Source organism: Peredibacter starrii (genome assembly GCF_034259205.1).
GTDB classification, from domain to species: domain Bacteria; phylum Bdellovibrionota; class Bacteriovoracia; order Bacteriovoracales; family Bacteriovoracaceae; genus Peredibacter; species Peredibacter starrii.
In genome coordinates, this window is sequence record NZ_CP139487.1 from 2,183,028 (window position 1) to 2,208,863 (window position 25,836).

General features: G+C 43.2%; 24 protein-coding genes. 15 read left to right on the forward strand and 9 right to left on the reverse strand.

From position 1 onward, the window contains the following. Nucleotides 1-97 precede the first annotated feature (97 nt). Nucleotides 98-940: a lipase family protein gene (locus SOO65_RS11145; RefSeq protein ID WP_321389583.1), complete on the forward strand. Its 843-nt coding sequence runs from the start codon at nt 98-100 to the stop codon at nt 938-940. A gap of 38 nt (nt 941-978) precedes the next feature. Here the strand turns inward: SOO65_RS11145 and SOO65_RS11150 are convergent, their stop codons facing one another. Beyond that, nucleotides 979-2,223, reverse strand: coding sequence for a trypsin-like serine peptidase (locus tag SOO65_RS11150; RefSeq protein WP_321389586.1), 1,245 nt, complete (start codon nt 2,221-2,223; stop codon nt 979-981). Nucleotides 2,224-2,383: 160 nt separating this feature from the next. Between SOO65_RS11150 and SOO65_RS11155 the strand changes: the two genes are divergently transcribed. The 5 genes from SOO65_RS11155 (at nt 2,384) to SOO65_RS11175 (ending at nt 8,421) form a co-directional block, all read left to right on the forward strand. Further along, the gene (locus SOO65_RS11155; RefSeq protein ID WP_321389588.1) at nt 2,384-3,313 is read left to right on the forward strand and encodes a hypothetical protein; all 930 of its coding nucleotides are present in this window, start codon (nt 2,384-2,386) and stop codon (nt 3,311-3,313) included. Nucleotides 3,314-3,550: 237 nt separating this feature from the next. Further along, complete coding sequence (locus SOO65_RS11160) at nt 3,551-3,826, forward strand: MarR family winged helix-turn-helix transcriptional regulator (RefSeq protein WP_321389590.1); 276 nt, start codon at nt 3,551-3,553, stop codon at nt 3,824-3,826. Further along, the gene (locus SOO65_RS11165; RefSeq protein ID WP_321389593.1) at nt 3,816-5,054 is read left to right on the forward strand and encodes a TolC family protein; all 1,239 of its coding nucleotides are present in this window, start codon (nt 3,816-3,818) and stop codon (nt 5,052-5,054) included. The genes SOO65_RS11160 and SOO65_RS11165 overlap by 11 nt, the downstream gene beginning before the upstream one ends. After that, nucleotides 5,051-8,134, forward strand: a complete 3,084-nt coding sequence (locus SOO65_RS11170; protein ID WP_321389596.1) for an efflux RND transporter permease subunit — start codon at nt 5,051-5,053, stop codon at nt 8,132-8,134. The genes SOO65_RS11165 and SOO65_RS11170 overlap by 4 nt, the downstream gene beginning before the upstream one ends. Beyond that, entirely contained in the window at nt 8,134-8,421 is a 288-nt protein-coding gene (locus SOO65_RS11175) for a DUF167 domain-containing protein (RefSeq protein WP_321389599.1), read from the forward strand. The genes SOO65_RS11170 and SOO65_RS11175 overlap by 1 nt, the downstream gene beginning before the upstream one ends. Before the next feature lie 35 nt (nt 8,422-8,456). On the opposite strand, the gene SOO65_RS11180 is transcribed toward SOO65_RS11175, so the two are convergent. Together SOO65_RS11180 and SOO65_RS11185 are read right to left on the reverse strand one after the other, a co-directional pair. Further along, nucleotides 8,457-9,410, reverse strand: a complete 954-nt coding sequence (locus tag SOO65_RS11180) for a trypsin-like serine peptidase (protein ID WP_321389601.1) — start codon at nt 9,408-9,410, stop codon at nt 8,457-8,459. A 182-nt stretch (nt 9,411-9,592) separates the two neighbouring features. After that, nucleotides 9,593-9,904, reverse strand: a complete 312-nt coding sequence (locus SOO65_RS11185) for a hypothetical protein (RefSeq protein ID WP_321389604.1) — start codon at nt 9,902-9,904, stop codon at nt 9,593-9,595. Nucleotides 9,905-10,097: 193 nt separating this feature from the next. Here SOO65_RS11185 and SOO65_RS11190 point away from each other — a divergent pair, with 193 nt between their 5' ends. Continuing rightward, nucleotides 10,098-11,228 carry a DNA cytosine methyltransferase gene (locus SOO65_RS11190; RefSeq protein ID WP_321389607.1) on the forward strand — a complete coding sequence of 377 codons (1,131 nt, stop codon included), beginning with the start codon at nt 10,098-10,100 and terminating at the stop codon, nt 11,226-11,228. A gap of 8 nt (nt 11,229-11,236) precedes the next feature. Further along, on the forward strand, nt 11,237-12,460 hold the full coding sequence (locus tag SOO65_RS11195) for an AmpG family muropeptide MFS transporter (protein WP_321389609.1): 1,224 nt from the start codon (nt 11,237-11,239) through the stop codon (nt 12,458-12,460). Here SOO65_RS11195 and SOO65_RS11200 read toward each other — a convergent pair. Together SOO65_RS11200 and SOO65_RS11205 are read right to left on the reverse strand one after the other, a co-directional pair. Next, the gene (locus SOO65_RS11200) at nt 12,428-13,600 is read right to left on the reverse strand and encodes an ankyrin repeat domain-containing protein (RefSeq protein WP_321389616.1); all 1,173 of its coding nucleotides are present in this window, start codon (nt 13,598-13,600) and stop codon (nt 12,428-12,430) included. The two genes, SOO65_RS11195 and SOO65_RS11200, sit on opposite strands and share 33 nt — an antisense overlap. Before the next feature lie 103 nt (nt 13,601-13,703). Then, nucleotides 13,704-14,363: a hypothetical protein gene (locus SOO65_RS11205; protein WP_321389618.1), complete on the reverse strand. Its 660-nt coding sequence runs from the start codon at nt 14,361-14,363 to the stop codon at nt 13,704-13,706. Nucleotides 14,364-14,496: 133 nt separating this feature from the next. On the opposite strand from SOO65_RS11205, the gene SOO65_RS11210 reads away from it, so the two are divergent. The 3 genes from SOO65_RS11210 to SOO65_RS11220 all read left to right on the forward strand — a co-directional run bounded on the left by SOO65_RS11210 (nt 14,497) and on the right by SOO65_RS11220 (nt 19,603). Further along, complete coding sequence (locus SOO65_RS11210; protein ID WP_407677012.1) at nt 14,497-15,303, forward strand: DUF2797 domain-containing protein; 807 nt, start codon at nt 14,497-14,499, stop codon at nt 15,301-15,303. After that, nucleotides 15,290-17,899, forward strand: coding sequence for an aminopeptidase N (gene pepN, locus SOO65_RS11215; RefSeq protein ID WP_321389623.1), 2,610 nt, complete (start codon nt 15,290-15,292; stop codon nt 17,897-17,899). The genes SOO65_RS11210 and pepN overlap by 14 nt, the downstream gene beginning before the upstream one ends. Nucleotides 17,900-18,178: 279 nt before the next feature. Further along, nucleotides 18,179-19,603 carry a hypothetical protein gene (locus tag SOO65_RS11220; protein ID WP_321389627.1) on the forward strand — a complete coding sequence of 475 codons (1,425 nt, stop codon included), beginning with the start codon at nt 18,179-18,181 and terminating at the stop codon, nt 19,601-19,603. Between the two features lie 3 nt (nt 19,604-19,606). On the opposite strand, the gene SOO65_RS11225 is transcribed toward SOO65_RS11220, so the two are convergent. Next, nucleotides 19,607-20,074 carry a methylated-DNA--[protein]-cysteine S-methyltransferase gene (locus SOO65_RS11225; RefSeq protein WP_321389630.1) on the reverse strand — a complete coding sequence of 156 codons (468 nt, stop codon included), beginning with the start codon at nt 20,072-20,074 and terminating at the stop codon, nt 19,607-19,609. A 23-nt stretch (nt 20,075-20,097) separates the two neighbouring features. Here SOO65_RS11225 and SOO65_RS11230 point away from each other — a divergent pair, with 23 nt between their 5' ends. After that, nucleotides 20,098-20,994: a lipoate--protein ligase family protein gene (locus SOO65_RS11230; RefSeq protein ID WP_321389632.1), complete on the forward strand. Its 897-nt coding sequence runs from the start codon at nt 20,098-20,100 to the stop codon at nt 20,992-20,994. Here the strand turns inward: SOO65_RS11230 and SOO65_RS11235 are convergent. Beyond that, nucleotides 20,957-21,232 (reverse strand): hypothetical protein, encoded by a 276-nt coding sequence (locus SOO65_RS11235; RefSeq protein ID WP_321389636.1) that lies wholly within the window; start codon nt 21,230-21,232, stop codon nt 20,957-20,959. The two genes, SOO65_RS11230 and SOO65_RS11235, sit on opposite strands and share 38 nt — an antisense overlap. 94 nt (nt 21,233-21,326) lie before the next feature. Between SOO65_RS11235 and rpmG the strand changes: the two genes are divergently transcribed. Continuing rightward, the gene (rpmG, locus tag SOO65_RS11240; RefSeq protein WP_321389641.1) at nt 21,327-21,503 is read left to right on the forward strand and encodes a 50S ribosomal protein L33; all 177 of its coding nucleotides are present in this window, start codon (nt 21,327-21,329) and stop codon (nt 21,501-21,503) included. Between the two features lie 54 nt (nt 21,504-21,557). Here the strand turns inward: rpmG and SOO65_RS11245 are convergent, their stop codons facing one another. Together SOO65_RS11245 and SOO65_RS11250 are read right to left on the reverse strand one after the other, a co-directional pair. Continuing rightward, complete coding sequence (locus SOO65_RS11245) at nt 21,558-22,553, reverse strand: DUF4340 domain-containing protein (RefSeq protein WP_321389644.1); 996 nt, start codon at nt 22,551-22,553, stop codon at nt 21,558-21,560. A 20-nt stretch (nt 22,554-22,573) separates the two neighbouring features. Next, nucleotides 22,574-23,323, reverse strand: a complete 750-nt coding sequence (locus tag SOO65_RS11250; RefSeq protein ID WP_321389648.1) for a hypothetical protein — start codon at nt 23,321-23,323, stop codon at nt 22,574-22,576. Nucleotides 23,324-23,506: 183 nt separating this feature from the next. On the opposite strand from SOO65_RS11250, the gene SOO65_RS11255 reads away from it, so the two are divergent. Both SOO65_RS11255 and SOO65_RS11260 read left to right on the forward strand, forming a co-directional pair. Then, entirely contained in the window at nt 23,507-25,228 is a 1,722-nt protein-coding gene (locus SOO65_RS11255) for a S8 family serine peptidase (protein WP_321389650.1), read from the forward strand. 168 nt (nt 25,229-25,396) lie between these two features. Then, nucleotides 25,397-25,798, forward strand: a complete 402-nt coding sequence (locus SOO65_RS11260; RefSeq protein ID WP_321389653.1) for a hypothetical protein — start codon at nt 25,397-25,399, stop codon at nt 25,796-25,798. Nucleotides 25,799-25,836 lie beyond the last annotated feature (38 nt).

The window sequence follows — 25,836 nt, forward strand, 5'->3', positions numbered from 1 at the left end:
TATCGAGAAAGGGCACAATAAACTTTTGGATTGTTTTGGTCGGGAATAACTTTTGCCCAGTCTCACGAGTATTTTGAAAGGGTGTTAGACTTTAAGAGTGAAGACTGATTTAACCACCCCAGGTTCTTACGCTCAAACCAAGGCCCTCGCTCCGAAGAATAATTCGGCATTGAAGCCTGTTTTAAATCCATTAGACTTAAAACCCACTGGCAGCGGTCCTGATTATAAGGTTGAACTTAGTTCTCCGAAGCTTCCAAGTGCCCCAAGTCTTCCAGGGGTGCCAAGTCTTCCGGACTTTCCGAGTCTGAACAAACCAAAACCTGAAGTTCCTACCAAAGAAATCGTTAAAGAAGAGATCAAAGAAGAAATTAAGGCCGAGGCAGTTAAAAAACCAGAGGCCAAAGAAGGCTCTGTAAAGAAACCTGCGATCTTCTTTATTAAGGGTCTTGATATCTTTAGTTCTCCTTCAAATTCAGAGTCTGGATACGCGGGCCTAGGTCGTATGGCCGAAGCTGTTGATGGCTCTCGCCTTTATGGTTGGGACCAGAAAGAAGAAATCATCAAAGAGATTAAAAAAGTTCACCCTGACTATCCTGTGATCCTTGTGGGCCACAGTCTTGGTGGAGATACGGCGATTGAAGTGGCCGATGAACTAGACAGTCTTGGTAACAAGTTTAAAGGTGTGGATCTATTGGTAACAATTGATGCCGTGGGATTCTCCCATGACATCGTTCCTCAAAATGTAAAAAAACATCTCAATGTCTTTGGCGAAAAGAGTTTGTTTTTGAATGATGGACCTCACGTGGCCCGTCGTGAAGAGAAGACTTCTGTCAGAAACATCCTTTCACCACTTGATCACACGGAAATTGATGATGATCGAGAAATCCAATTTGAAATTATGAGTATGATTCAAGAGACACTGAAAGGTGTGATCTACTAAAAAAAAGGCCCCACCGAAGTGAGGCCCTTGAAGAGAACTTAGATAGTATCAGTAACCATGCGACCCGTTTTATTTGGATCTAGGTGATCTTTAAGAGATCCACCTTTTGTACCGTCACCTTTCCAAGAAGTGTTCAGACGGCCGTAGTAATCTGAAAGATCATTACCACAAGCTGCACCACCGCCATGAAGCTGACCAACTACACGGTGAGATGAGTTGAATAGTGGAGAACCTGAAGAACCTGGCTCTGTTGTACCTTTATCCCAGTCGATTACACGAACGTGAGTTCCATCGCCTGGAGATGATTGACCAGAGTAAGAAGAAAGTACTGCGCGATCGTTATCGAAAGAGATCGATTTTTCATCAACATTCGGGTGGTGAATGGCAGTTGATGGAGAGTCGTGACCTGTTTCAGTCGCGTCCCAACCAGCAAAGTTTACGTTCCATTCAGGACGTGGCTGAGAGTTAAGTCTCACAAGAGTAAAGTCTGATTTTGTGCCAGTTGCAAGAAGAACTGAACCTGTTTGGAAATCAGTCATTTTGCCGTCACGAGCACCACCACACTTAGAAGTCTGGTAGTTCCAGTAAACAACTAGTGAAGGAGCAGCTCCTGCATTGATACGGCAGTGGTTAGCTGTCATGAAAAACGGAGTTTTATCATTGTTAGTATTGTTAACCATGAAGCCAGTACAGAAAGTTGAACCACCTGTAGAGATAACACCTACAGAGTTAACTTCTTGTTCCCATCCTCTTGATTCAGTACAAGCAACATCAATGTTACAGCTTCCTGCTTTTTGTGTTGATTGACCGAAAGTTCTGAAACCCTGGCCAACTTGACCAAGCTCGATTTCAACCTGGCCAACAACTTCTGCTGGAGCTGAAACTTCGATGATCACGTCATCACTCATGATAACTGGAGTCCAAAGTTCCTTGGCAGCATTGTTGTCTGCTGAAGTGAATGGACGGATGAACTCAGAGCGATCGGCTGAATAAATGTTCAGCTCAGCACCTTCCGGAAGATTAAACTTTGAGAAACCAAAGTTTAACGAAACAGCGTTTGGAGCTGTCACTTGGTGTGTCCACACGTATCCACCCTTGGCCTTTTCCCAAGATGGCTTAATAGATACTTTGTGAGGAACAGCGAAACGAGGGGCCTCGCCCTTCTTTTCACGTTGAACTTCGAAGTCATGTAATGATTTTACATCTAATGGCTGGAAGTAAGATGAACCTGCGAAGGCTTCAAAAGATAGGCCTAGAATGGCCATAACGGCTAATAGTCTCATGTCTCCTCCTTGAGAAACGTCAGTAATAAAACTGTAGAAATTTATTTTTGGTATGCCATCTTACATTTACTCTCATTGGAAAATGTAATCATTGATTAAAATTGTCGTGATTAGATTAATTCATAGATAAATAGTTTTTTTCTCTCTAAGATATCTCGTCATGAAAATATTTTTATTTCTCACGCTCTTTGTTTTTCACTGTGCTCAAGCACAGGATTTTTTCTCATTTCTCGCACCTAACACACCTCAAACTTCACTTGAACTTGAAGGCGGCTATTCGCCGATGAGTGACATTGATGGCGGAAGAGATCAGACGCAGGTCATGCCTACGGCCGTAGGGGCAAATCAAAAAGTTTACGATGAAGGAAAAAACCTGGTGACGCTTGGAGGGAAATGGCAAAAGCTTGATCTCTCGGCTCGGTCGAATCAGTTGAATGATTTTTACAATATTCAAGGAAGCATCGGTTATAGACGGATGCTTGAAAATGATAACTTCGCTTTCACAACGATTAGTTATGGTTCGGCATCGGATCGACCTTTTAAAAGCAATCGCGATAACACTATAAGTGCGAACTACATTCAGAAATTCAATCAGAAGTGGCTCGGACTTGTGAACTATTCAAACAACCGAACTTTCTTAAACAATGTTCCGTTACCGGGATTTCTTTATGTCAAAGAAATGACAAGAGAAAGAGCGATGATTATCGGATTCCCGATTTTTTACTGGATGACCCCTGTTGGAGAAAATTTTTCTTTCCGTTATTTCGGGATTCTTCCTTGGACTCACAGAGCAAAGTTTCTTTATACCAAGTATAAATTTCTTCTTCCTTACATCGGTTACGAGCAAGCTCCTCAGACTTATTTCAGAGATGATCGAGAGAAAAAAAGAGATCGTTTCTTCTGGTTTGAGAGACGAGTAGGTGCAGGGTTTGAGGGCGGTCTGTCTCGTGCATTCCGATTTGACTTTTTCACTGGCTGGGCCTTTGACCGTCAATTCTATGAAGCACGTAACTTCTCAGAAAAGAAGAACTTCCTTCTCAATTTAGAGAGTGCTCCATTCGTTCAATTGAATCTCAAATACGCTTTTTAACACAATCGTTACAATTTGTTACAATCCATAATATAGACAGGGTCTCGCAAGAGACCCTATACTTAACCAAGTTAACAATTGCCATGGTTGAGTATGTTGTCCAAATCCATCCTCTCGGTTGTTCCATTATCTATTAGAACCATACGCCGCCTTACCGCCGCGGCGATTACCGTTCCATTATCTTTTCAGCAACTCCGAGTTTTGATTTTAATCAGGGAAGGCAAGGGACAGACCGAAATGGCGGACCTTCTACAGGTTTCGACTGCCGCCATCTCTAAAATGATTAGCCAGCTTGAAAGCAAGAAATATGCCTTACGCACTCCTGGTAAAGACCGCCGTTCTTTGGATATCAAGCTTACGGCCGAAGGCACTAAGGTCCTGAATAAGGTCTTTGGGAAATTAGAAAATCAATTTGAAAAAAATATTAAACGATTATCAAAACAAGAACAGACTGATCTTGGAAAAGGTCTTCTGGTTCTTGAAAAACTAATGGGATTTGTGAATGAAGTATAGACTAACGTTATCTCTCTTCCTCATGTCTTCCATGGCCTCTGCCGCCCCTTTGACTTTAAAAGAGTCATTTGAGGCCGCCAGAAAGAACATGGAAACTCTTAAGCGGGCCGATGCAACCATCACTCGCAATGAAGAAACTGAAAATCGTGCGAAGGCAACGATCCTGCCTAACATTAGTGGTGTAGGTTCATACACCAGAATTGATCCACCCAATGCGGCCGGAAATTCTCCCTTCCTACTAACAAGACAGTACTCGGCGGCCTTGAGACTTACTCAGCCGCTTCTTCGTGGTGGTTCAATTGCCGCTTATCAAGTGGCCAAAGAAAACGTTCTTCTGGCCAGATTCCAAAAAGAAGCAAGTGAACTGAACCTTTATCAATTGGTGATTAACTCCTACTACAATCTTCATATCGCCCAGGTTGATGTCTTAAATCTTCAGGAGTTTTTGAAACTCACTAAAGAGCGTGTGAAAGAACTTCGTGAAAGAACAGCGATTGGTCGTTCACGTCGTGGAGAGTTGGTTGAAGCTGAGGCCCAGGAGAAATCGGCCGAATCTCAACTTCAAGCGGGACTTATTAGTCTCCAGCAAGCGGAAGTGACGTTCGAATTCTATACAAGAATGAAGCCGGGGGAGATCGCAACACTTGGAAATGTTCCTAAGCTTCAAATGAGCTCGCAGGAATATTTAAATAAAGTAAAAGGTCGTCCGGACATCATGGCCGTGAATCAGCAGGTTCGTGTTGCCGATCGCCAAATTGAAGTGTCTCGCGGTGGTCACTTACCTTCATTAGATCTAACCAGTAACTATTACTTCGACCGCACCGGTGTATTATCAACTTCTGACTGGGACGTTGGGCTGGCGGTTGTTGTTCCTCTTTATCAAGGGGGCGGAGTGCAGGCGGCGGTTCGTGAAGCAGTTGAAGCAAAACGCATTGCTGAGTTAACCAGCTCTGAGACTGTTCGTGCGGCCGAAAGAGATATGATGATCAGTTATCAAAATCTTTCACAGTTGATGATTCAACTTGAAGCAGTTAAAGGTGCCTACAGTAAAGCTGAAGAGGCCTATAAGCTGAATAAGAGAGACTACCAGTATGGACTTGTGACGAACTTAGATGTTCTTCAGTCACTAAACTACTTTATTGAGAGTAAGCGTACTTACAACACTCTCAGTATCATGGCCCATATGAACTATAAAAACCTTGAAGCTCTTACTGGAGTTCTCCCATGAGTTTATCCGATATTTCGATTCGTAAACCGGTCTTCGCCTGGATGCTCATGGCCGCCATGATCATCTTTGGTTACATCTCCATGAGAAAGATGGGTGTGTCCCAGATGCCAGACGTGGATTTTCCGGTGGTAAACGTTTCTGTTATTTATGAAGGTGCTGCGCCGGAAGTAATGGAACTAGATGTAATTGATCCAATTGAATCTGCGGTTCTTTCGGTAGAAGGTGTAAAAAACGTTACCTCAACCGCTCGTCTTGGTACGGCCAATATTTCAGTTGAGTTCAACCTTAATAAGAACATTGATGTGGCGGTGTCTGAGATTGAATCGAAGATTAACCAGGCCGCTCGACTTCTTCCGGATGATATTGATCCTCCGACCATTTCAAAAGTTAACCCGGACGACCGTCCGATTATGTTCCTTGCGGTTGCTGCTCCTGAGATGTCACGTAAAGACCTTATGGCCTATACTCGTGACGTCCTTAAGGACAAGTTCCAGACTGTATCTGGCGTGGCAGACGTTTTCCTTGCAGGTTACATCGATCCGAACCTTCGTGTTTGGGCCTTCAATGAAAAACTCAATAAGCTAGAGCTTACAGTTAATGATGTTATCGGTGCAGTTCAGGCCGAACACAAAGAATCTCCGTCAGGATTTATTGAAGATCCTTTTAAAGAAAAAAACGTTCGTACACTCGGTGAAGCAACTTCGGTTTCAGAATTTAAAAAACTTCCGATTATCCGTCGTGGCGGATCTCCTAACTTCATGCCAGTGTTTCTCGATCAAGTGGTTGATGTTGAAGAGGGGATTGCTGACGTCCGTCGTATCTCTCGATCAAACGGCAAAAACGCTCTTGGTCTTGGTATCCGTAAACAGCGTGGTACCAACACAATGGCGGTCGCTGATGGTGTAAAAAAGAAGATGGAAGAACTTCAGAAAGATCTTCCGCCTGGAATGGAGCTTTATGTGAACTTCGATACCACGAAGTTCATTGATGAGTCGATTCACGAATTGACCTTTAACTTGATCCTCTCATCGATTCTGACTGCAATTGTCTGCTGGTTGTTCCTCGGTTCATTCTCGGCCACGATCAACGTTATTCTGGCGATTCCGACATCAATTCTGGGTGCCTTCGTTATTCTGAAGTACCTGAACTTTACTCTCAATACCTTTACCCTCCTGGCCCTTTCACTTTCGATTGGTATCGTAGTGGATGACGCCATCATGGTTCTGGAGAATATTTTCCGTCACCACGAGATGGGAAAAAATCGTGTTGATGCTTCCCGCGATGGAGCAAATGAAATTTCCTTCGCCGCTCTTGCCGCAACAGTGGCGATTATGGCGATCTTCCTTCCAGTGGCCTTCATGGATGGTATCATTGGTAAGTACTTCTTCCAGTTCGGTATCACAATTTCAGTGGCCGTAGGTCTTTCATATATTGAGGCGCTGACTCTGACCCCGATGCGTACCAGTCAGTTTATGGAAGAAGTAGGTCGTACTTCTAAAATTGGTGCGGCCGTGGATAAGTTCTTCGAAAAGCTTATTCATTTCTACACAAACATTCTTCGTACATGTTTGAATCACAGAGTGATCCTACTTTTGGGATCGACCGTCTTCTTCGCCGTTTCATTCGGCGTGGTGAAGTTCCTTCCAAAAGAATTCGTGCCGGTTCAGGATACTTCGAACTTCATGATGCGCGTGAAGACACCAGATGGTTCATCTCTTGAGTACACGGACAAGCACACTCGTGAAGTTGAAAAATACCTTATGTCTCGTGGTGAAGTTCTTCGTTACTTCGTGGCAGTAGGGGGCTTTGGCGGAAGTATGGAGGCCAACTCGGCGAACCTTTTCGTGACTCTTAAAGAGCCAAAAGATCGTCCAAAAACAAAAGATGGCAAGACTCCTTATCAGCCGGATCTGTTAAATGAGTTCCGTGCTCACTTCAAAGAATTCAAAGGTGCGAAGGTTTTCGTTCAAGATACTTCTCAGTCTGGTTTCTCGGCCTCTGGTCGTGGTTTCCCGGTTGAATTCACTCTTATCGGTCCAAACTGGCCGACACTTATCAAGGCCGCTCGTGATGTTATGGGCGAGATGAAAGAGTCTGGCTACTACGTGGATACTGATACTGACTTTAAAGAATCAGTAATGGAGATCCAGGTCTTCCCGGATCGTGATAAGGCCAAGCTTCGTGGTGTATCGGTTCAAGAAATTGGTACAACGATCAATGCGCTTATTGGTGGTGTGGTTATCGGTAAGTATTCTAAGGACGGTCACCGTAATGATATCCGTATTAAGATGGCCGATGCTTCTAAGAACAAGCTTGATGATCTTAAAAAGATCTATGTTCGTAACACTCGCGGAGAGTTGGTGAAACTTCTTGATGTGGTTGTGGTAAAAGAACTTCCAGGTGTTCAATCCGTGAACCGTCGTTCTCGTCAACGTGCGATTACAATTTTCTCAGGTGTTGCTCCAGGAAAGGCCCAGGGTGAAGCACTTGCAAAGGTCCGTGAGATTACCCAGAAGCATCTTCCGGCCGGTTACACTCTGATTGAATCAGGTTCAGCTGAAACATATAACGAGGCCTTCACGAGCTTAATTTTTGCTCTTCTCATGGGTATTGTGATTGCGTACATGGTTCTGGGAACTCAGTTTAATAGTTTCATCGATCCGATTACGGTTCTCACGGCCCTACCGTTCAGTTTCTCGGGTGCGTTCTTAGCACTTTATTTGATGGGTCAGTCGATCAATCTTTACTCGATGATTGGTTTAATTCTCCTCATGGGTATCGTGAAGAAAAACTCGATTCTCCTGGTGGATTTTACAAATCAGCGTCGTGAAGATGGACTAAGTGTTAAAGACGCTCTTATCGATGCGTGTCCAAAACGTCTTCGTCCGATTCTTATGACAACCATCGCGACCATTGCTGGTGCGATTCCCCTGGCCTTCTCTCTGGGTGCGGGTTCTGAAGCACTTAAGCCGATGGCCGTGGCAATTATCGGTGGTTGTATTGTTTCAACGGTTCTGACTCTCGTTGTAGTTCCTGCCTTCTACTCACTACTATCTCGCGAAAAGAAGGCCAGTCATTAATGTCTCATTGGTTAAAGGTGCATCCGAAAGGATGCACCCTTTCTCTTTATGTCCAACCGGGCGCCTCTCGTTCTGAGGTCTCGGGTCTACACGGCGACAGATTAAAAGTTAAAATCAAGGCTCCGCCTGTTGATGGTGAGGCGAATGAGGCCCTCATTGAATTTATTGCGGAGACTTTGGAGATACCTAAACGAAGTGTCCATCTCACTCAAGGCGAGACTTCCCGTCAGAAAACGATCTTGGTTGAAATGGCGGTAGAGAATGTGCGAGCGATTATTAAAGACTAAAAAAAAAGGCCCCACCGAAGTGAGGCCTTTAGAGATTACTTAGTTAATTGAGCTTGTTTGATTTTTGAAGTAAGGGCCGTAATTCTTAGAACCACTTCACCCCATTGAACACCACCAAGATTGTCATTACCTACGAAAGCACAGTTTTGAATGTTTTCGTCACACTTGTTTACAACTAAACAGCTGCGAGGATCAGATTCTTTGCTTGGGTGGTAATCAGTTCTACCTTGGATCAGGATACCTTCAAGCATACCAGTGTTGGCATCGAATACCGCTGAACCAGAGTTACCTTGGAAAGTATCCAGGTTAGTAGAGAACTTTGTTGAGTCTGTATTTCTTGTAACTTTAGCACCTGGAGAAACCTTAGTTGGTAGACCAGTTGGGTGACCGATAACAACAAGCTGAGCGTTGTTGGCGATTTTCCCAGTTGTACGGAACTTAAGTGGAGTGCGGCCAGTAACTGGACGGTCTAGCTTAATGATCGCGTAGTCTAGAGTCTGATTAAGTTCAGCAGCAACTACTGACTTACAAGTATAGATGTTTGTTACTGAGATATCTTTTGTAGGGTTAGCAGTCGGCGACTTCATATCGTAGCCGAACACCCATGCGAAACCTCTACAAACGTTCTCTGGCGTAGAGAATGATTTGTAACAGTGACCTGCAGTGATCAAAGTATCAGGAGAAACCAGGAAGCCCGAACAGTTCGGAGCGATTGGCTGCTGAGAGAATGATTCTGAAGGACAGATATTCATCGCGCGCTCTAGAGATTGTGTCCCTACAAGGTCGAAGAAGTTTGGTTTAGATGATTTTTGGAACTGACGAACATCGATCATGCCGGCAGTTGCTTGCGCAAGCTGAAGATGAAGCTGATTTCTAACCTGATAGATATCCTGTCGGTTATCTGGGCCGTAAACAACTTCGATACTCTGATTAGCTGCGAAGGCTTGAGAAAGGGCCAGAAGCGAGGCCAAAGCGATTAGATTTTTCATTCCATCTCCTATGAGGAAAGGTGCGTTGAACGGGGGCATTTATTCCAAAGTAAGAACAGATTGAAAACTAACATCTTCTGACAAATTTTTGACGGATTGCCTAAGTGCTTGAAATTGACCCGGCGAAATAAAAAAAGGCCCACCGAAGTGGGCCTTCTTATGAAGCTTTATTGAGATCTAAATTAAGCTTTTTTGGCCCACATATTACAGTAAGCGCCTTCTTTTACCATTGGAGCTGTTGGAGTCTTCATAGCATTTTTCATTGCTGGAAGAGTACATTCGCCCACGCCTGCAGCGCCAGCTTTATAGTGCTTACAAGTTGAACACTGTTTGCCGTTCTTAGCTTGTGGAGAAACTTCTTTATAACCAAGTTTACCAGCTGTAACGAATGTACCTGCGGCAACTGCGTCGTTAAGAAGACCAGCAGCTTTTCCAACTACAGTTGAAACAGCGGCGAAAAATAGAGATGTTTTTAAAAATTCACGTCTTTTCATATTCAAGCCCTTTGTTAAAAAAAATTGTTCTTAATTTGATAAAAATCTTTATGGGAATTTTAGCATAAAAAAAATTGGTTTTAAGAGTGAAAAATGCACCACAAGAGCACCTACCTTTGCTCGAAATATCATGCAAAAGTTTGAGCTATAAAACTGATAGACACTCCGAATAAGTTCTAACTAATATTAAAGAATGAAAACACAAACTAAATCATTTAATTTTATCGATCTATTCTCTGGTTGCGGCGGACTCTCTTGCGGTCTAGAAATGGCGGGTCACCGTTGTTTATTGGGCGTTGATGCAAATAAAGAGGCGATTCAAAGTTTTGCGGCAAACCATCACGAAGCAGCAGTTTATTTGGGAGACATTAAAAAACTTTCAGAGAAAAAGTTAACTGAGCTTCTGAAAGGTCAGAAAGTTGATATGGTTGTTGGTGGACCTCCTTGTCAGGGTTTCTCGACTGTTGGTCGTGGCCAGGTAGAGGATGAGCGTAACCAACTTTTTAAAGAGTTCGTACGTATCGTTAAAGTAACTCAGCCGAAAGTTATTCTATTTGAAAACGTGACTGGTCTTGTGGCCAAGAAGAACCAACCGATTCTTGCTAAAATTTTCCAATATTTTGAGAAGCTCGGCTACAACATGGATGCCCGTGTTCTTTCAGCTGAAGAATTTGGTGTGCCTGAAAAGCGTCGTCGCGCCATTATCATGGGTGTAAAAGGGGGAGAGTGTGTTTTCCCTGAAGTGACTCACGGTAAGCGTTCAAAACAAAAAGTTCGCACGGTTTCTGAAGTGTTCAAAAACTTAAAAGCTAAAAATGGCCAGATCTATAATCACGATGTGAAGGCCGCTCAGATTAAAAAAGTCGAAGACCGTGAACGCCTGAAATTTATTCCGGCCGGAAAAGGGATTCGTTACCAGGAAGATGAACTGAACTATCTTCCAAAAAAACTTCGTTACGGCATTGATTGGAACACTCTTCGTGAAAAGCGTTTCCGTCAGACTCGTCTTCAGCGTCTTCCGCTGAATGAGCCATCGCCAACGATCCTTACAGCGAGAACAACTTATTTCCACCCGACTGAAGCTCGCTACCTCACTCCACGTGAAGCGGCCGCATGTCAGAGTTTCCCGAATGACTTCATTTTCCACGGTTCTCAGACGGCCATGTTCCGTCAGATCGGAAATGCAGTTCCTCCGGGTCTGGCCCATGCACTCGGACAGGCGATCAAAAAGATCGAATTTAAAAAAGGTGTTTTCAAGAAGAAAACCGCGGAGAATATCCTAGGTAAGAACGCTTTCCACTATCACGAGACGACATACCTATGATTGAAACTGTGAAGAAGATTTTTAGTACCCGCATGCTATCCATGCTTCTTATTGGTTATAGCGCGGGACTTCCGCTTCTTCTCATTGGTTCGACGTTGCAGGCGTGGATGACAGATGAAGGTGTTGACCTGACGGCCATTGGTCTCGTGTCACTTCTTGGCCTTCCCTATGTTTTCAAATTTCTATGGGCGCCACTCCTGGACCGTTACAAACTTCCATTTCTTTCTCGACGAAAGGGGTGGATGCTTTTGTTCCAGGTAATGCTGGTTCTTTGTATTCTTGGTTTATCTCTTACAAATCCTAAAACTGATATCAACCTCGTTTGTGTTTGGGCATTCCTCATTGCCTTTTTCTCGGCCTCTCAGGACGTTGTGCTTGATGCTTATAGAAGAGAAATTCTGCCTGATGAAGAACTGGGACTAGGTTCATCTCTTTATATTACAGGTTACCGTTTAGCGATGCTGGTTTCAGGTGCCCTTGCTCTGATTCTCGCGGACACTATTCCTTGGAAAGATGTGTATATGTGGCTTGCGGTGTTTATGGCGCCGGCGATTCTCTTCACATTTCTGGCCCCTAAAGAAAATCATCACATTCCAATTCCGGCCAATCTTAAGGCCGCAGTTGTGGGACCTTTAAAGGATTTTTTCACTCGTAAGGGTGCTTGGATCATGCTTCTCTTTATTCTGATGTATAAAGTGGGCGATAGCATGGCCTCGAATATGACGACTCCGTTTATTCTGGATATCGGCTATTCAAAAACTGATATCGGAACTGTGGCGAAGACCTTCGGTATGGTTGCAACAATTCTAGGTGGAATCTTGGGTGGAACCATGATGCTTAGAATGAACATGCGCTACTCTTTGATCACTTTCGGTATTCTTCAGGCCGTATCAACTCTTGGTTTTGCTGCTCTTCCGGCCATGCCTGTGACATTCATGTCATTGGCCCTCATCATTGCGTTTGAAAACCTTGCTTCTGGTATGGGAACTGCCGCGTATTCAGCTTATATGGCCTCTTTGACCAATAAGCAGTTCACTGCCACTCAATATGCGCTTCTCACGGCCCTCATGGGCATTCCTCGCGTAATCCTCGCCAGTCCGACAGGATGGATGGCAAAGCAGATGGGTTGGGAAATGTTCTTTGTGGTTTGTACGTTGGTAGCAGTGCCTGGACTTCTTTTATTGATTCCAGTTTTCCGCTTAGAAAAGCCAGCTCAAAAAGCCGCAATCTAATTCGCCTTGAATCTTGCTGTTAATTTCTTTTTCTTCGCTTGAACGAAGCTTTTTCGCCATTTCTTTAGCGGTGGCACAAGCACTGATGGTGACTTTCTTACCGTCTTTTCTGAAAGTGTATTTCTCGGCGGCGGAGAACTTAATCAGCGACTTCACGAGTGGCAAACTATTAAGTTCAATGGCATGAATGAGGGCCGACTTTCCGTCTTTGTCCCATAGATGAGGATTGGCATTGTGACTTAAATACAAGTCTACAAATTTCTGTTTTTTTAACACCGTTGATTTAATCAGAGGTGTGATCTCAGCATCTTTAGGTCCATCGATATCAGAAAGGTTTTCATTTAAAAGATATTCTGCGGTTAAGATGGCCTTGTTTTCATCTCGAGAATCAACCAGAATGCTAAGAGGATTACAGTTATCATAACTCTTCAGGAGAGTTGGAAATAATTGGTTAAGCTTCTTCACCATAGTGTAATCGGCCTGGCCCAAAACACTTCTATAGCTCGCCAGATCCGGGGCCCCTACTTCCACTTTCAAATAAGTCTGAATGAGTTCAGCGATTCTCGTCATCTGATTTTCTTCGGCGATTCGAAGAGGACTGCGATCCAGTTTATCCGGAATTGTTAAGCTAGCACCTTGATTGATAAGAAGATTGGCCGAATCTTCATCCAGATTCTTAATAGCAACAATCAGGGCCGTATCACCTTCTGCATTTTTCTTATTCAGATCAACTTTTAAATCTAATAAAACTCTCACTGAATTTGAGCGGCCCTTTGCAATCGCCACCATCAGCGGAGTTTCTTTATTGATATTGGCCTTGTTAACGTCAGCGCCTTTCTCAATCAGGAAGTTTCTGATTTGGTTAAAGTTATATTTAATGGCGAGAGTGAGATAGGTTTCCCCATCAAAGAGAATCTCATTCAAATTAATGAAGCTATTTTCCATCAGCACCCTTCTCAGGGCCGGAAGATCGTCCTCAACTACCGCACGTCTCATTTCTTTCTGAGCGTAGAAAGAAACCTCGGCCTCGGTTGGCTGGGTGGAAATGTCGTTATTGCCTTTGTCTTCATGTTCCTTTTTCCCACATGAAGCGAGAAGGGACAGCACGAGACAGCTTGTGGCCAGCCAATAAGATTTCATAAATCGGAGTTTACTAGGGGTTTTGGAGCAGGCGGGAACAAAAGGAGATTTCGGGAAAACTTTACATGAAAAGGGCCTCTTGCGAGGCCCTAACTAACTGGAATTAGTAAGTAAGATGAGGGTTCATCTTCGAAAGATTGATCAGACGCTTAAGTTGTTTGTCCTTAAGAGCTGCCATACGAAGAAGAACGATCGCACCAGCTTTATAGCCACGTACTTCGTCATTACCAACAAGACCTAGGAAACCAGCTTGCTTGTTGTTAACGTTGAAGTTCCAGTAACCAGAGATACCAGCAGTTTCAAATCCAACTGGGATCCAAACACCGAATAGTTCTTTGTGGTAATAGAACGACATATCGTGGAAAGCCGTATCGATACGAAGTGAGTTCTCAAGTTTACCACCTGGGATACCTGGAACAGCACGGCCGTCTGGAAGGTAGTTACCATCGCCAAGGCCGATGTTGATTGCTTCAAGATCAGCAACGTCTAGGTATAGAGCTAGAATCATACCACCGTCGATAACGTTTGGTGCGAATTCAAAGAATGAACGTTGTGTCTTAGGAATTGGGGCCTTTAAACCTGCATCAACCTGCATGTTTAAAAATTTGAAAGTCATAAGAATTTGACCATCGACTACGTTAAAGATTGGGCCCTTAACGCCGTTGATCTCAGGCACGCCGCCAGTTTGCTGGCCGCAGCTTGGAGTCAACACGATAGCGAGCATGAGAATCATCGCTTTAAGTGAAAGCATCCACTTTTTCATTTTACCGTCCTTGTTGGTTTACTGAGTTAAAAACTCATTTGGTAATATTATTGTGCAAAATATTCCGAATGCAATGTCGGTAGAAATTTCTAAGACAGATGCATCAATTTGTTAGATAATTCGGCCCATGAAATTGACAGGTACACTCTCTAAAATGGAAACGCGACATGATGATGTCGTAAGTTATGGATTGCAACTCCGCGAGGTGCGTTTTGACCTCAACCAAGCTGTTGGTAAAGATCTCCGCTTAACTTACTCCGGTAATATTATTTGTGAGAACTGCGGCAAAAAAACCAAGAAATCTTATGCAGAAGGGCACTGCTATCCCTGCACGATGAAATTAGCGTCATGCGATTTGTGCATATTGAAGCCAGAACTTTGTCACTTTGATAAAGGCACTTGTCGCGAACCACAATGGGGCGAAGAAAACTGTTTCAAAAACCATATTGTGTATTTGGCCAATTCATCAGGTTTAAAGGTTGGTATCACTCGTAAGACTCAAGTTCCTATTCGTTGGATGGATCAAGGGGCCAGTGAAGCACTGCCAATTTTAGAAGTTAAGAATAGATTTGTTTCAGGTCAGGTGGAAGTGCTGTTCAAGAAGCACATTAATGATAAGACTGACTGGCGAAAGATGCTTAAAGGCGAGCCTGATTCAATTGATTTGAAAGAATGGCGAGACAAGCTTTTAAAAGAAGTGGCGGAAGATTTAAAACATTTCGACGTCACTGTACTTGATCAAGAAATTTATAAGTTCAAATATCCAGTTGAGAAATACCCTGAAAAAGTGAATTCATTCAATCTGGATAAAACGAATGAGGTCACTGGCCGCTTGATGGGAATCAAAGGGCAATATCTTATTTTTGATACAGGTGTACTCAACGTGCGCTCTCACACTGGTTACGAAATTACTCTGGAGGAAATCCATGCAACAACCTAAGACAATCTACTTAAAAGACTACAGACCTTCACCATTCACGATCGATACGATTGATCTTACGGTTGATATTCACGCTGATCACTCGATGGTGACCTCAGTGATGAGAATTGAGAAACACAAGGATTCAGTTGGACAAAAATTAAATCTGGAACTGAACGGCGAGGGCATGGAGCTTGTGGGCCTTAAGTTTAACGGGGAAGTTCTTCCGAATGATCGTTTTCAGGTTTCTAGTGACAAGCTTGTGATCCTGAATGTGACTCACGATGAATTCACACTTGAGATTCAAAACAAAATCAATCCGGCCGAGAACAAGGCCCTGGAAGGTTTTTACCAGTCATGCCCTCAGCTTTGTACGCAATGTGAGCCGGAAGGTTTCCGCCGTATTACTTATTTCATCGACCGTCCGGATGTGATGGCGAAATATACAACAAAAATGATCGCTGATAAGAAGCAATATCCTTCGCTTCTTTCTAACGGTAACCGCATTGGTAGTGGTGATCTTCCTGGTGGACGTCACTGGGCCCAGTGGCAAGATCCATTCAGAAAACCAAGTTACCTTTTTGCGATGGTGGCCGGCGAGTTCGATGTGGCACGTGATACTTTCACAACGATGAAAGGCCGCAAGATCGATCTTGAGATCTACGTTGATAAAGGCAATTTAGGGAAAACTCCTCACGCCATGAACTCTCTTAAACAGAGTATGAAGTGGGACGAGGAAACATTTGGTTTAGAGTATGACCTTGATATTTACATGATCGTTGCGGTTGATTCATTCAACATGGGCGCCATGGAAAACAAGGGCCTCAATATCTTCAATTCGACTTACACACTGGCCGATGAGAAAAGTGCAACTGACCACGACTTCCAGGGCGTTCAAGGAGTGATTGGTCACGAATATTTCCATAACTGGACTGGTAACCGTGTGACTTGTCGTGACTGGTTCCAGCTAACGCTGAAAGAAGGTCTGACTGTATTCCGTGATCAGGAATTTTCTTCTGACATGCTTTCACGTGCTGTTAAACGCCTGGAAGATGTTCGTCTTCTAAAAGACTCACAGTTTGCGGAAGATGCGGGTCCTTTAAGTCACCCGATTCGTCCATCGAGCTATATTGAAATTAATAACTTCTACACTCGCACTGTTTATGAAAAAGGTGCGGAAGTGATTCGTATGATTCACACCCTGATCGGAAAAGAAAAGTTCCGTAAGGGGATGGATAAGTATTTCGAGCTCTTCGACGGTCAGGCCGTAACGACGGAAGACTTTGTACACGCTATGGAAGTGGCAAGTGGAAAGGATCTATCTCAGTTCAGAAACTGGTACTCACGTCCCGGCACTCCAACGTTGAAAGTGACTTCGAGAAAAGAAGGCAATGAATTCGTTCTGGATATCGAGCAGAAGTACCCACTTCCGACGGTGAAGGTTGAGGATAATAACGTTCTTCTAATGCCGTTTAAGATTGGTCTTCTTGATAAAACAACTAAGAAAGAAGAAGAGCATCTTTTAGAGCTTAAAAACCTAAAAGAGACTTTCCGTTTCAAAGTAAATGGCGACGTCACTCCATCACTTAACTTGGGTTTCTCAGCTCCAGTTATTGTTGAGTATCCATATGAAGTGGCAGACCTGATTGAACTCATGAGTTTCAATAAAGATCCTTATTGCCGTTATGAGGCGACTCAAAAGATTTATGATCACGTATTTAAGGCCGAGTTCTATTATTTCAAAGCGAATGGAAAACTTAATCCTGATTTAACTTCAGAGTTTAAATCAGCGTTCCAGAATCTTCTAAAAGATGAAAGCATTGATCTGTCGTTTAAGTCATATCTTCTAGATCTACCGACTGAAAATGGTCTTTCTCAAGAAATGATTCAGCCGGACTTTGATGCCATTCATACTGTTCACGGTCATCTTCGTAAGAAACTTGGTCTTGAATTCCAGGATTGGTTCCTAAAGGAGCATGAGCGTCTTTCAAAAGTGAGCAAGTTTGAGCTTACTCCAAAAGCATTTGGTGAAAGAGCATTAAAAAATCAATGTCTCACATATCTTGTTGCCTCTGAAACGAAGGCCGGTATGGAGGCCCTTGATAAGCACTACGGTAATGCTACTAACATGACGGAAGAAATCCACGCTCTACAACTTTATATCGCAAGCGGCGTAGAGCTTGAGCATGATTCAATTCAAAAGTTCTATCAGAAGTGGAAGCACGACTCACTTGTGATGCTTAAGTGGTTTAGCTCTCTGGCCGCATATTCTCCGAAGAAATTTGCTCTTGAGCGCATTGAGAAATTAGAGAAGAACGTGCTTTTCCAGAAGCAAGTTCCGAACTATCTAAGATCTCTTTATCTTCAATTTGCTAAAAACAATCTTCATGCTTTCCATGATGATAACGGCGCCGCTTACCGCTTTGTGGCCCAAAGAATTTGTCACATTGATGGTTTCAACCCTCAAGTGGCATCTCGAGCTGCAGGCGCGTTTTCATTGATTAATAAATTGGATTCTAAACGTCAGACAGAAATGAAGGCGGCTTTGAAGACAATCATGGATAACAAACCGTCTCGTGATACTTTTGAGGTGGTTTCTAAGTATCTTGCCCAATAAAAAATTCTAGATCGAGGGGCCTATTTCTTAGGCTTCTCGATTCTCACAAGCTTCATCGCCGGTTCACGGGTTTTAAGAGTCAAAACAGTGGCCGTTACCAAAAATAATGCCGCAGAAAAGATAAGGTATTCCATAAAGTACTCCTTGATGGATTTATCGGCATTTCCCTCTGGAAAATGATGCCCGGAGTTACTGTTTTTTCTCCTCAAAGACAGACAATTGGTGATACAATTCCACGGGAAATCAACAATTTCAGGTTCTTAAGGGAAACTAACCATCATGGAAGCTATACTCTCGCTTAGGCAGAAAGCACTTAAAATCAATCTAGCAAAAAGGTTTTACGGAACATTTGCTGAAATTGGCGCCGGACAGGAAGTTGCCCGACATTTTTTTCAGGCCGGTGGATCAAGTGGTTCAATCGCAAAAACCATTTCTGCCTATGACATGACTTTCTCAGATTCGATCTATGGAAAAGAACCGTCAGGTCGTTATGTTTCTCAAACCAGACTTCTAAGAATGCTCGATAAAGAGTTTCAACTTCTGGAAGAACGCTTAGGAGAGACTCGCGGTAAGAATCACCAGTTCTTCGTTTTCGCGAATACAGTCGCTGCACTTAATTTCCAAAGAACTAATGAGGCCCACGGTTGGCTTGGGATGCGTTTTCAAGATGCTCCAGGTTCGGAAGTAAGTGATGTTGTGATTCACGTGCGTATGCTTGATCCTCAGAATCTTCTACAACAAGATGCTCTTGGGATCATGGGGCTGAACCTTGCTTACGCTTCAATGTTTTTATCTCACGATCCAGAGTGTTTTATTCGTTCACTCATGGATCACCTTGATACTTCTCGAATTGAAGTTAACTTCATTCGTTTTGGTGGAAAAGTCTTTAAAGAAATTGATAACCGCCTGATGAACCTTCAACTTCTAAAAGAAGGTTACACTCACGCCATCATGTTTGATGAGCAGGGAGAAGTGGTTCTGGCCAATGATGTTCTTTATAAGAAAGACGTTCTCGTGGTCCGTGGTTCATACCGTCCACCTACACTTGTAAGTATGGATATGATCAAAACCGGTGTGGCCAATTTTGCGAAAGATCATGGTAAGAAAGTTGAAGATGTGGTGACGATTTCTGAAATCACCATTTCAACTCTTAAAGCTGATGATGGCGATATCACGAAAGAGGATTTCCTCGCCCGTGTGGATCTTATGTGTGCCATGGGACAGAAAGTGTTAATCACGAACTATCCTCAGTACTACAAACTTGCCAACTACTTCGCAAAATTTAACGTTCCTCACTTAGGTCTGGTACTTGGTATTTATAACTTCCAGCAGATCTTCACTGAAGAATACGCCAACGTTGAAGGTGGAATCTTAGCGGCCTTGGGCCAGCTTTTCCGTCATAACGTAAAGGTTTATATTTATCCATACAAGTCTGAGCAAGGTGCCATTGAAACGCTCGCGAACTTAAAAGTTCCAACGCAGTTTGATCACTTGTTCGCTCACATCAAAGCGATGAAACAGATCGATGATGTTGCCAATTACAATAAAGACATTCTTCATATCTACTCATCAAAAGTTCTTCAGATGGTTGTGAATAATGAGCCAGGCTGGGAAGCAATGGTTCCACCAGAAGTGGCAAAGAACATCAATGCAAAATGTCTCTTTGGTCATCCATGCTTCATTGGAAAAAAGAACAAAGAATAAAAACTACAAAGCGCTCTCTAACTTTAGGAGCGCTTTTTTCATTTCCAGACCATGGGCAAAGCCGCCCAGATCTTTAGAACCAACAACTCGGTGACATGGATAAATCAGCATCAGAGGATTTCTCCCACAGGCAGTTCCGATGGCCTGAAACGCGCGAGAATTCATTTTAACAGCTAGATCGCGGTAAGAGGCGACCTGACCAAAGGGAATCTCTATCATGGCGTTTAAAACCTCTAGATGAAAAGGGGAAACTTGGGAGAGATCAGTCGGGATATCAAGGGAGTCGGATTTACCCTCTAGATAAGAAAGAAGTTTTTGAAAGCAGTCTTCAAAGAAGATGTTTCTTTCACCCGGGACCGAAGGTTCTACCACGTGGATGGAACTCAAGGTTTTGCCGTCAAAGCTTGTGAGTTTAAGCGTTCCCACGATAGGAAGTGCCGGCAAGATGACGCTCATTGATTGTTCTTTCATGGGGAAAAGCTTATCATGGCCTCATGATAAAAGTCTTCACTTCGCCCTTTAATAATCCCTTTATCAATCTCGCACTAGAGGATCATTTCCTGCGTGGGGGAGCGGATCTTCCGTTGTTATTTTTCTATGTGAATCGTCCAAGCGTTGTGCTTGGCCGCTTTCAGAATCCATGGGTGGAATGTAACCTTCCGTATCTGGTGAAAAATGATATTTGGATGGTGAGACGTCAAAGTGGCGGCGGCTGCGTTTTTCATGACGAAGGGAATTTAAATTTTAGCTTCATCGTTCCGGAAGGGATGATTGATCGAAAGAAGCACGCTGAAATTTTAAAAGGTGCCTTTGCCAAAGCAGGCATTGAACTTCAGATTTCACCTCGAAATGATTTATGGCTTCAGGATGAAAATGGTGAGTGGAAGAAGATCTCTGGGTCTGCTTATAAGCAGACTCGTGAGGCCTCATTTCACCACGGTACATTTCTTGTAAGTTCTGATTTAAATAAACTCGAAGAGAGTTTGAAGCAAACAATGGTGCCTAAAAATACCAAATCGATTGCTTCAGTTCGTTCAAAAGTTATTAGTCTGCAGCAGCGTCACCCGGGAGTGGAAATTCAGGACGTAATTGAGCTTGTGGCCCATGATCTTCGCACTGTTGCCATTGAGTTAGATGGAAGTCTCTTATCTCTTCCTGAGCTTCAGGCGAGTTTTAATATGCTAAGAAGTTGGGAATGGTTGTGGGGTGAAACTCCGCTCTTTGATTTAGAAACGTCAGAGGGAGTGAAATCTATTCGTAAGGGGATCATCGAAGAAACAGGAGCGAAATTTTCTCCTGCTACGATGAAGGGTCTTCTTTCAGAAGATCAGATTCAGAAATACTTTCCGGATTTTAGTGAGCAGCACAGGTCGAGCAACCAGATTTTGTAGCCGTCTGGTCTTCGAAGGTCCAATCGCTGTAATTTTCATTCAGGTAGAAACAAGCATCTGATAGGGAATCAAACGTTTCCTGGAAAACCTCTTTTTCTTCGTTCTCCAGCACGGTCACATAATATTCCAAACGATCATCGGCCATGCTTTCTGGATTGGCCCCGAAACTGATCATCGCCATGAAATTACCTTTCTCATAACGTGTATATGTCCAATTTTCGATATTTACGCATTGCATCCGACTCTCTCCATCAACTAATACTTGTCAAGCACTTACGGGTAGTCTATAGTGTGTGGACTTTTAAGTAAATGATTACCATTGCGAGGATATTATGGCTAAGGGACCACGAGTTATTGTTACTTTAGAATGTACGGAAGCTAGAAAAGAAGGTGCTTCACCTTCTCGTTATACTACAACAAAAAACAAAAAGACGACTCCAGAGCGTCTTGAGAAAATGAAGTATAACTCAAATCTTCGTCGTCACACTCTACACAAAGAAATTAAGTAATTTTCGAAAGAAAGATTTCATAAAAAAAGGGACTCTAGGGTCCCTTTTTTTATTTTATTTAAGCTCAGAACTTTTCGTCGATAGCATCCGCAGCTGATCTTTATCAATCAAAACAAATGACTGTTTCTCATCCGTCGATAAAGCATAAGTATCGCTCTTAACCACGTTCATGCCTGGAATCTGGCCTTTAATCGGAGCAATGATATAAGTACGCACACCTGAGGCCGAAATCAGTTTTAAACTGAATTCCGGGGTGGCCATGACCTTTTCCATGAAGATTTGTTGGTCTGTATTTAACTTATCTAGAATCGAGAAACTCTTCATGTCTTCTAAGCGTTCAAAGAAGCGCTTAACTTTTGCTTCCGCCAGAACTACGCCACTCTGATCTACCCATTGATCATCTTTTTTAAGGAGCTTCAGATCCAAAGTATTGTTCCCATACACTTCAAGCGAAGCGAGTGAATCAAGATTCACGGCGAATACTTTTGATTCAACTAATTGGGCCAGATCGTAACTCTCAAGAGTCATTTCAATTGGATCAATCTGATAAATCTGATCTTGTGACGAGAGTGAAAGATAGGCCGAGTTATCAATCGGGTTAATAAGACCCATTTTAATTTCGAAAGATTTATCACGAGTATTCGTGAATAGGAGAGTCAGGGTTGGATTATCCAGAGAAAAACTCGTGATGTTAATTGGCTCAAGACGGTGAAAGTTACGAACACGAATCACATTAAGCGCATCAATGATCTTTGCAACCACATCACCTTTCACGCGAAGGGCCTGTGGTTCAAGCATCTGCCAAGGGCCCGCGAGGTTACCTTGGGGGTCTGTGTTCTCGAACAGAAAAGATCCGTGCTTATTGGAAAGCTTCAGAGTCTTCAAACTTTGGAGTTCATTGACAGGCACCGGGTTCGCATAAATCTGAGCGATGTCCACTTCAGGAGTTTGGGATTCAAATACTTCTGCGAATAGTCCCAGAAATAAAAGAATCAAAAAGAAAAAGGCCACGAGGAACGTGGATAGCGACGGGCGAAGTAATGCTTTCATGGGAACATTATACGCTGAGATTAAATTCCAAGGGAATCATCTTCTTTCTTAGATTTCTTGTCAGTGATTGTTGGCTCAATCGACTTTAAGAAGTTTCTAAGGTTTTCTCTCTCGCCAGGGATTGAGTAAGAAAACTTACATTGAAGACGATAATCCGGCTTAGTTGAGCTAATGATTCGGCTTCTCATGGCGTAGTGATGGCAATAGGTCACATCCGCCGTCATCATAAAGTTCTGAGGGATAAGGAACTCTACAACCACTGACTGACCTTGAAGGAACTTGTCCTTGGTAAAGCTCAAGATACTGTCCATATTGATATCTGAGAGAAGAACGAAGCCATAAGAGACCTTGTTAAGGTCCGGTGCTTGACGCTGATACGGGCGTTCTAGAATAGGATTTGGCTTCTTCGTTTCATGGCCCTGCATGGTTTGCTCAGCAATGATTTCTTCCGCTTCGTTAAGCGTATTGGCCGCCTCAGGGGAGTCTGCCTTGGCCTCGTCTTCTTTAGCGTCTTCTGCCACTGATTCCATAAGTGACGCCATACCATCAGCATCTGATTCTTTTGGCTTCAGTTGGAAAACGTTATCAGGGGAAGATGGGGCATTTAGATTATAAAACTTTTTGATGTCTTCGATATAAAGAGGAACACCCGCGGCCTCACATTCTTTCATTCTACGTCCTAGGGCCGCTTCGATTTCATCACGAAGGCTCCATAGGCGAATTGAAATTTTTTTAACTTCTACCGGATGACCGCTTTTATTGAAAATCATGTGACTTTTTCCCTCTCACATCTATTGTGACAGACTTTGTAATTTTGAGAAGAGAGGAAATTGTATCCGACCGGGGCGCTCTTAATTGACCGGTTGCGTAAGCCTTTTTTACCTCCCATGTAAAAAACTCGGAAGCACCTACAATTTAAAGATAGAGAAATTTTTTATGAGCTAGGAGTGCGAATGAAAAAAACGACGTTTGTTTCGGTATTAGGTCTCGCTGTTTTATCTACAGGTGCTTTCGCAAAAGGTACTCAATCAACGGAAATTCCACACGTTCCGGGTGAAGTGCTAGTAAAAGTTAAGCCTGGTTTCATGGGTAAGTTCCTGGCCAAGAAGTCCCTTATGGGCGCAGAAGTAAAAAAACAACTAAATACAGTAGCTGGCCAATACGTGCTTGTAAAAAGCAATGCTAAGTCGACTGCTTCTTTGATCTCAGATCTTAAGTCACTTCCTGAAGTAACTTTCGCTGAGCCAAACTTCATCTATAAAGCAATTGATAACGTTCAAACTGTAGAAGGCATGCTTGCTGGTACAGTTCGTGAAGCTTTCTCGGCTTCAGCTCCTCGTGATCCTCTCTACGGAAAGCTTTGGGGTCTTAACAATACTGGTTCAAACGAGCCGGACAGAAACGGCAACACATCTCCGAATGTAAACGTTCAAGGTGCAGACGTTGCGGCTGAACAAGCTTGGGGAATCACAAAAGGTTCGAAGCGTGTGGTAGTTGCAGTAATCGATACTGGTATCGACTACAATCACCCGGATCTTAAAAACCAAATGTGGGTAAACTCAAAAGAAATTCCAGGTAACGGAATTGATGATGATAACAACGGTTACATCGATGATATTCACGGTTGGAACGCTGAAGGTAACAACGGTAATCCAATGGATGGTAATGCTCACGGTACTCACTGTGCTGGTACTATCGGTGCTGAACACAACAACGGTATCGGTGTTGCTGGTGTGATGGATGAAGTTCAACTTATGGGTGTAAAGTTCCTTTCTGATTCTGGTTCAGGAAGCCTGGCCGACGCTGTTGAAGCAATCGACTACGCGACAAAAATGAATGTAGATATCATGAGTAACTCTTGGGGCGGCGGTGGATTCTCGCAAGCTCTTGAAGATTCAATCAAAGCTGCTAAAGATAAAGGCATCGTTTTCGTTGCGGCCGCTGGTAACGATTCATCTAACAACGATTCTCGTCCTTCATACCCGGCAACTTACCAAGTGGACAACGTAATCAGCGTTGCTTCTCACACTGCTGGTGACATCGTTTCTTCATTCTCAAATACTGGTAAGAGAAATGTTCACGTTGCAGCTCCAGGTTCAAACATTCTTTCTTCTACACCAAATGGTGAGTATAAAGTGTTCTCTGGTACTTCAATGGCAACTCCGCACACTTCAGGTGTTGTTGGTCTACTTATCGCTAAAGAAGGTCGCCTTCCGGTTCTTGAACTTCGTAACCGTCTAATGGCAACGACAACTCCTTCGGCTGCTTACCGTAAAACAACTGTAGCTGGTGGACGTGTGAACGCTTACAACTTCCTAACTGATACTCGTATTCCTCGTCAGGGACCAAACGAGAGAGATTGGAGAGTTGAGCAGCTTTCAGAAGTTTTCGAAACAGCTCACCCATACCTTGATAACACTAAGACTTCTAAAACTTACACTTTCCCTGGTGCGAAGTACGTGAAGTTTGTGATCGAGAAGTATGACACTGAATCAGGTTATGATTTCCTTACTCTTAAAGATGCTAAGGGTGTTGTGATTGAGAAGATTTCAGGTAAAGGTGAAAACTACGAAACTGATTACACTGAAACTCAGTCAGTGACTGTTGAGTTCTCTTCGGACTCAAGTCAGACGAAGTGGGGTGCGGTGATTAAAGAAGTGAAAGTAATCTACTAAGATCGATAAAAGAGGGTCCTTCGGGGCCCTTTTTTTATTCTGATTTTTTCATCAAAAATGTGCAATCCGGCATTCATCAAATTCAACTCAGCGCTTTCAGTGCTTCCGGCAAATACTTTTTTAATTATTCGAGCTATTTCCTCTCTTCTTAATGAGAAAGGAGATTTTATGAAAGTAGTGATGGCTTTTTTGATTCTCGGTTCAATGTCTTTTACTGTGAGTGCTTATGATCAGATTGCTGCCTCTTCAATCTGCTCCACAAGACCTTCTGACTGCCAGGGATTTGATGGTCCTACGATCACAATTGGCGAGGCCACCTATTTACTCGGATGGCATAGCAGTGGCTGGAGAGAAGAAAACAATTCCGTTGTAAAAGGAGTGTTAAATACCTTCTGCTCATTGAAAGGCTTCGATGTCGGTTATGCCTCAGTACAGACAGCTCAGAGAGATCCTCATGTTTCTGTTTTTGTAGGACAAAATTATCCAAGCACTGGGGCCCTTAATTTGCCTGACTGGCCTCGCTCATATGTAAGCAAAGTTTTTTGCGCCAAAGATGTTACACGTTATTAGGGAAGAATGTTTTGGATAGAAAAAAAAAGAGCCCACAT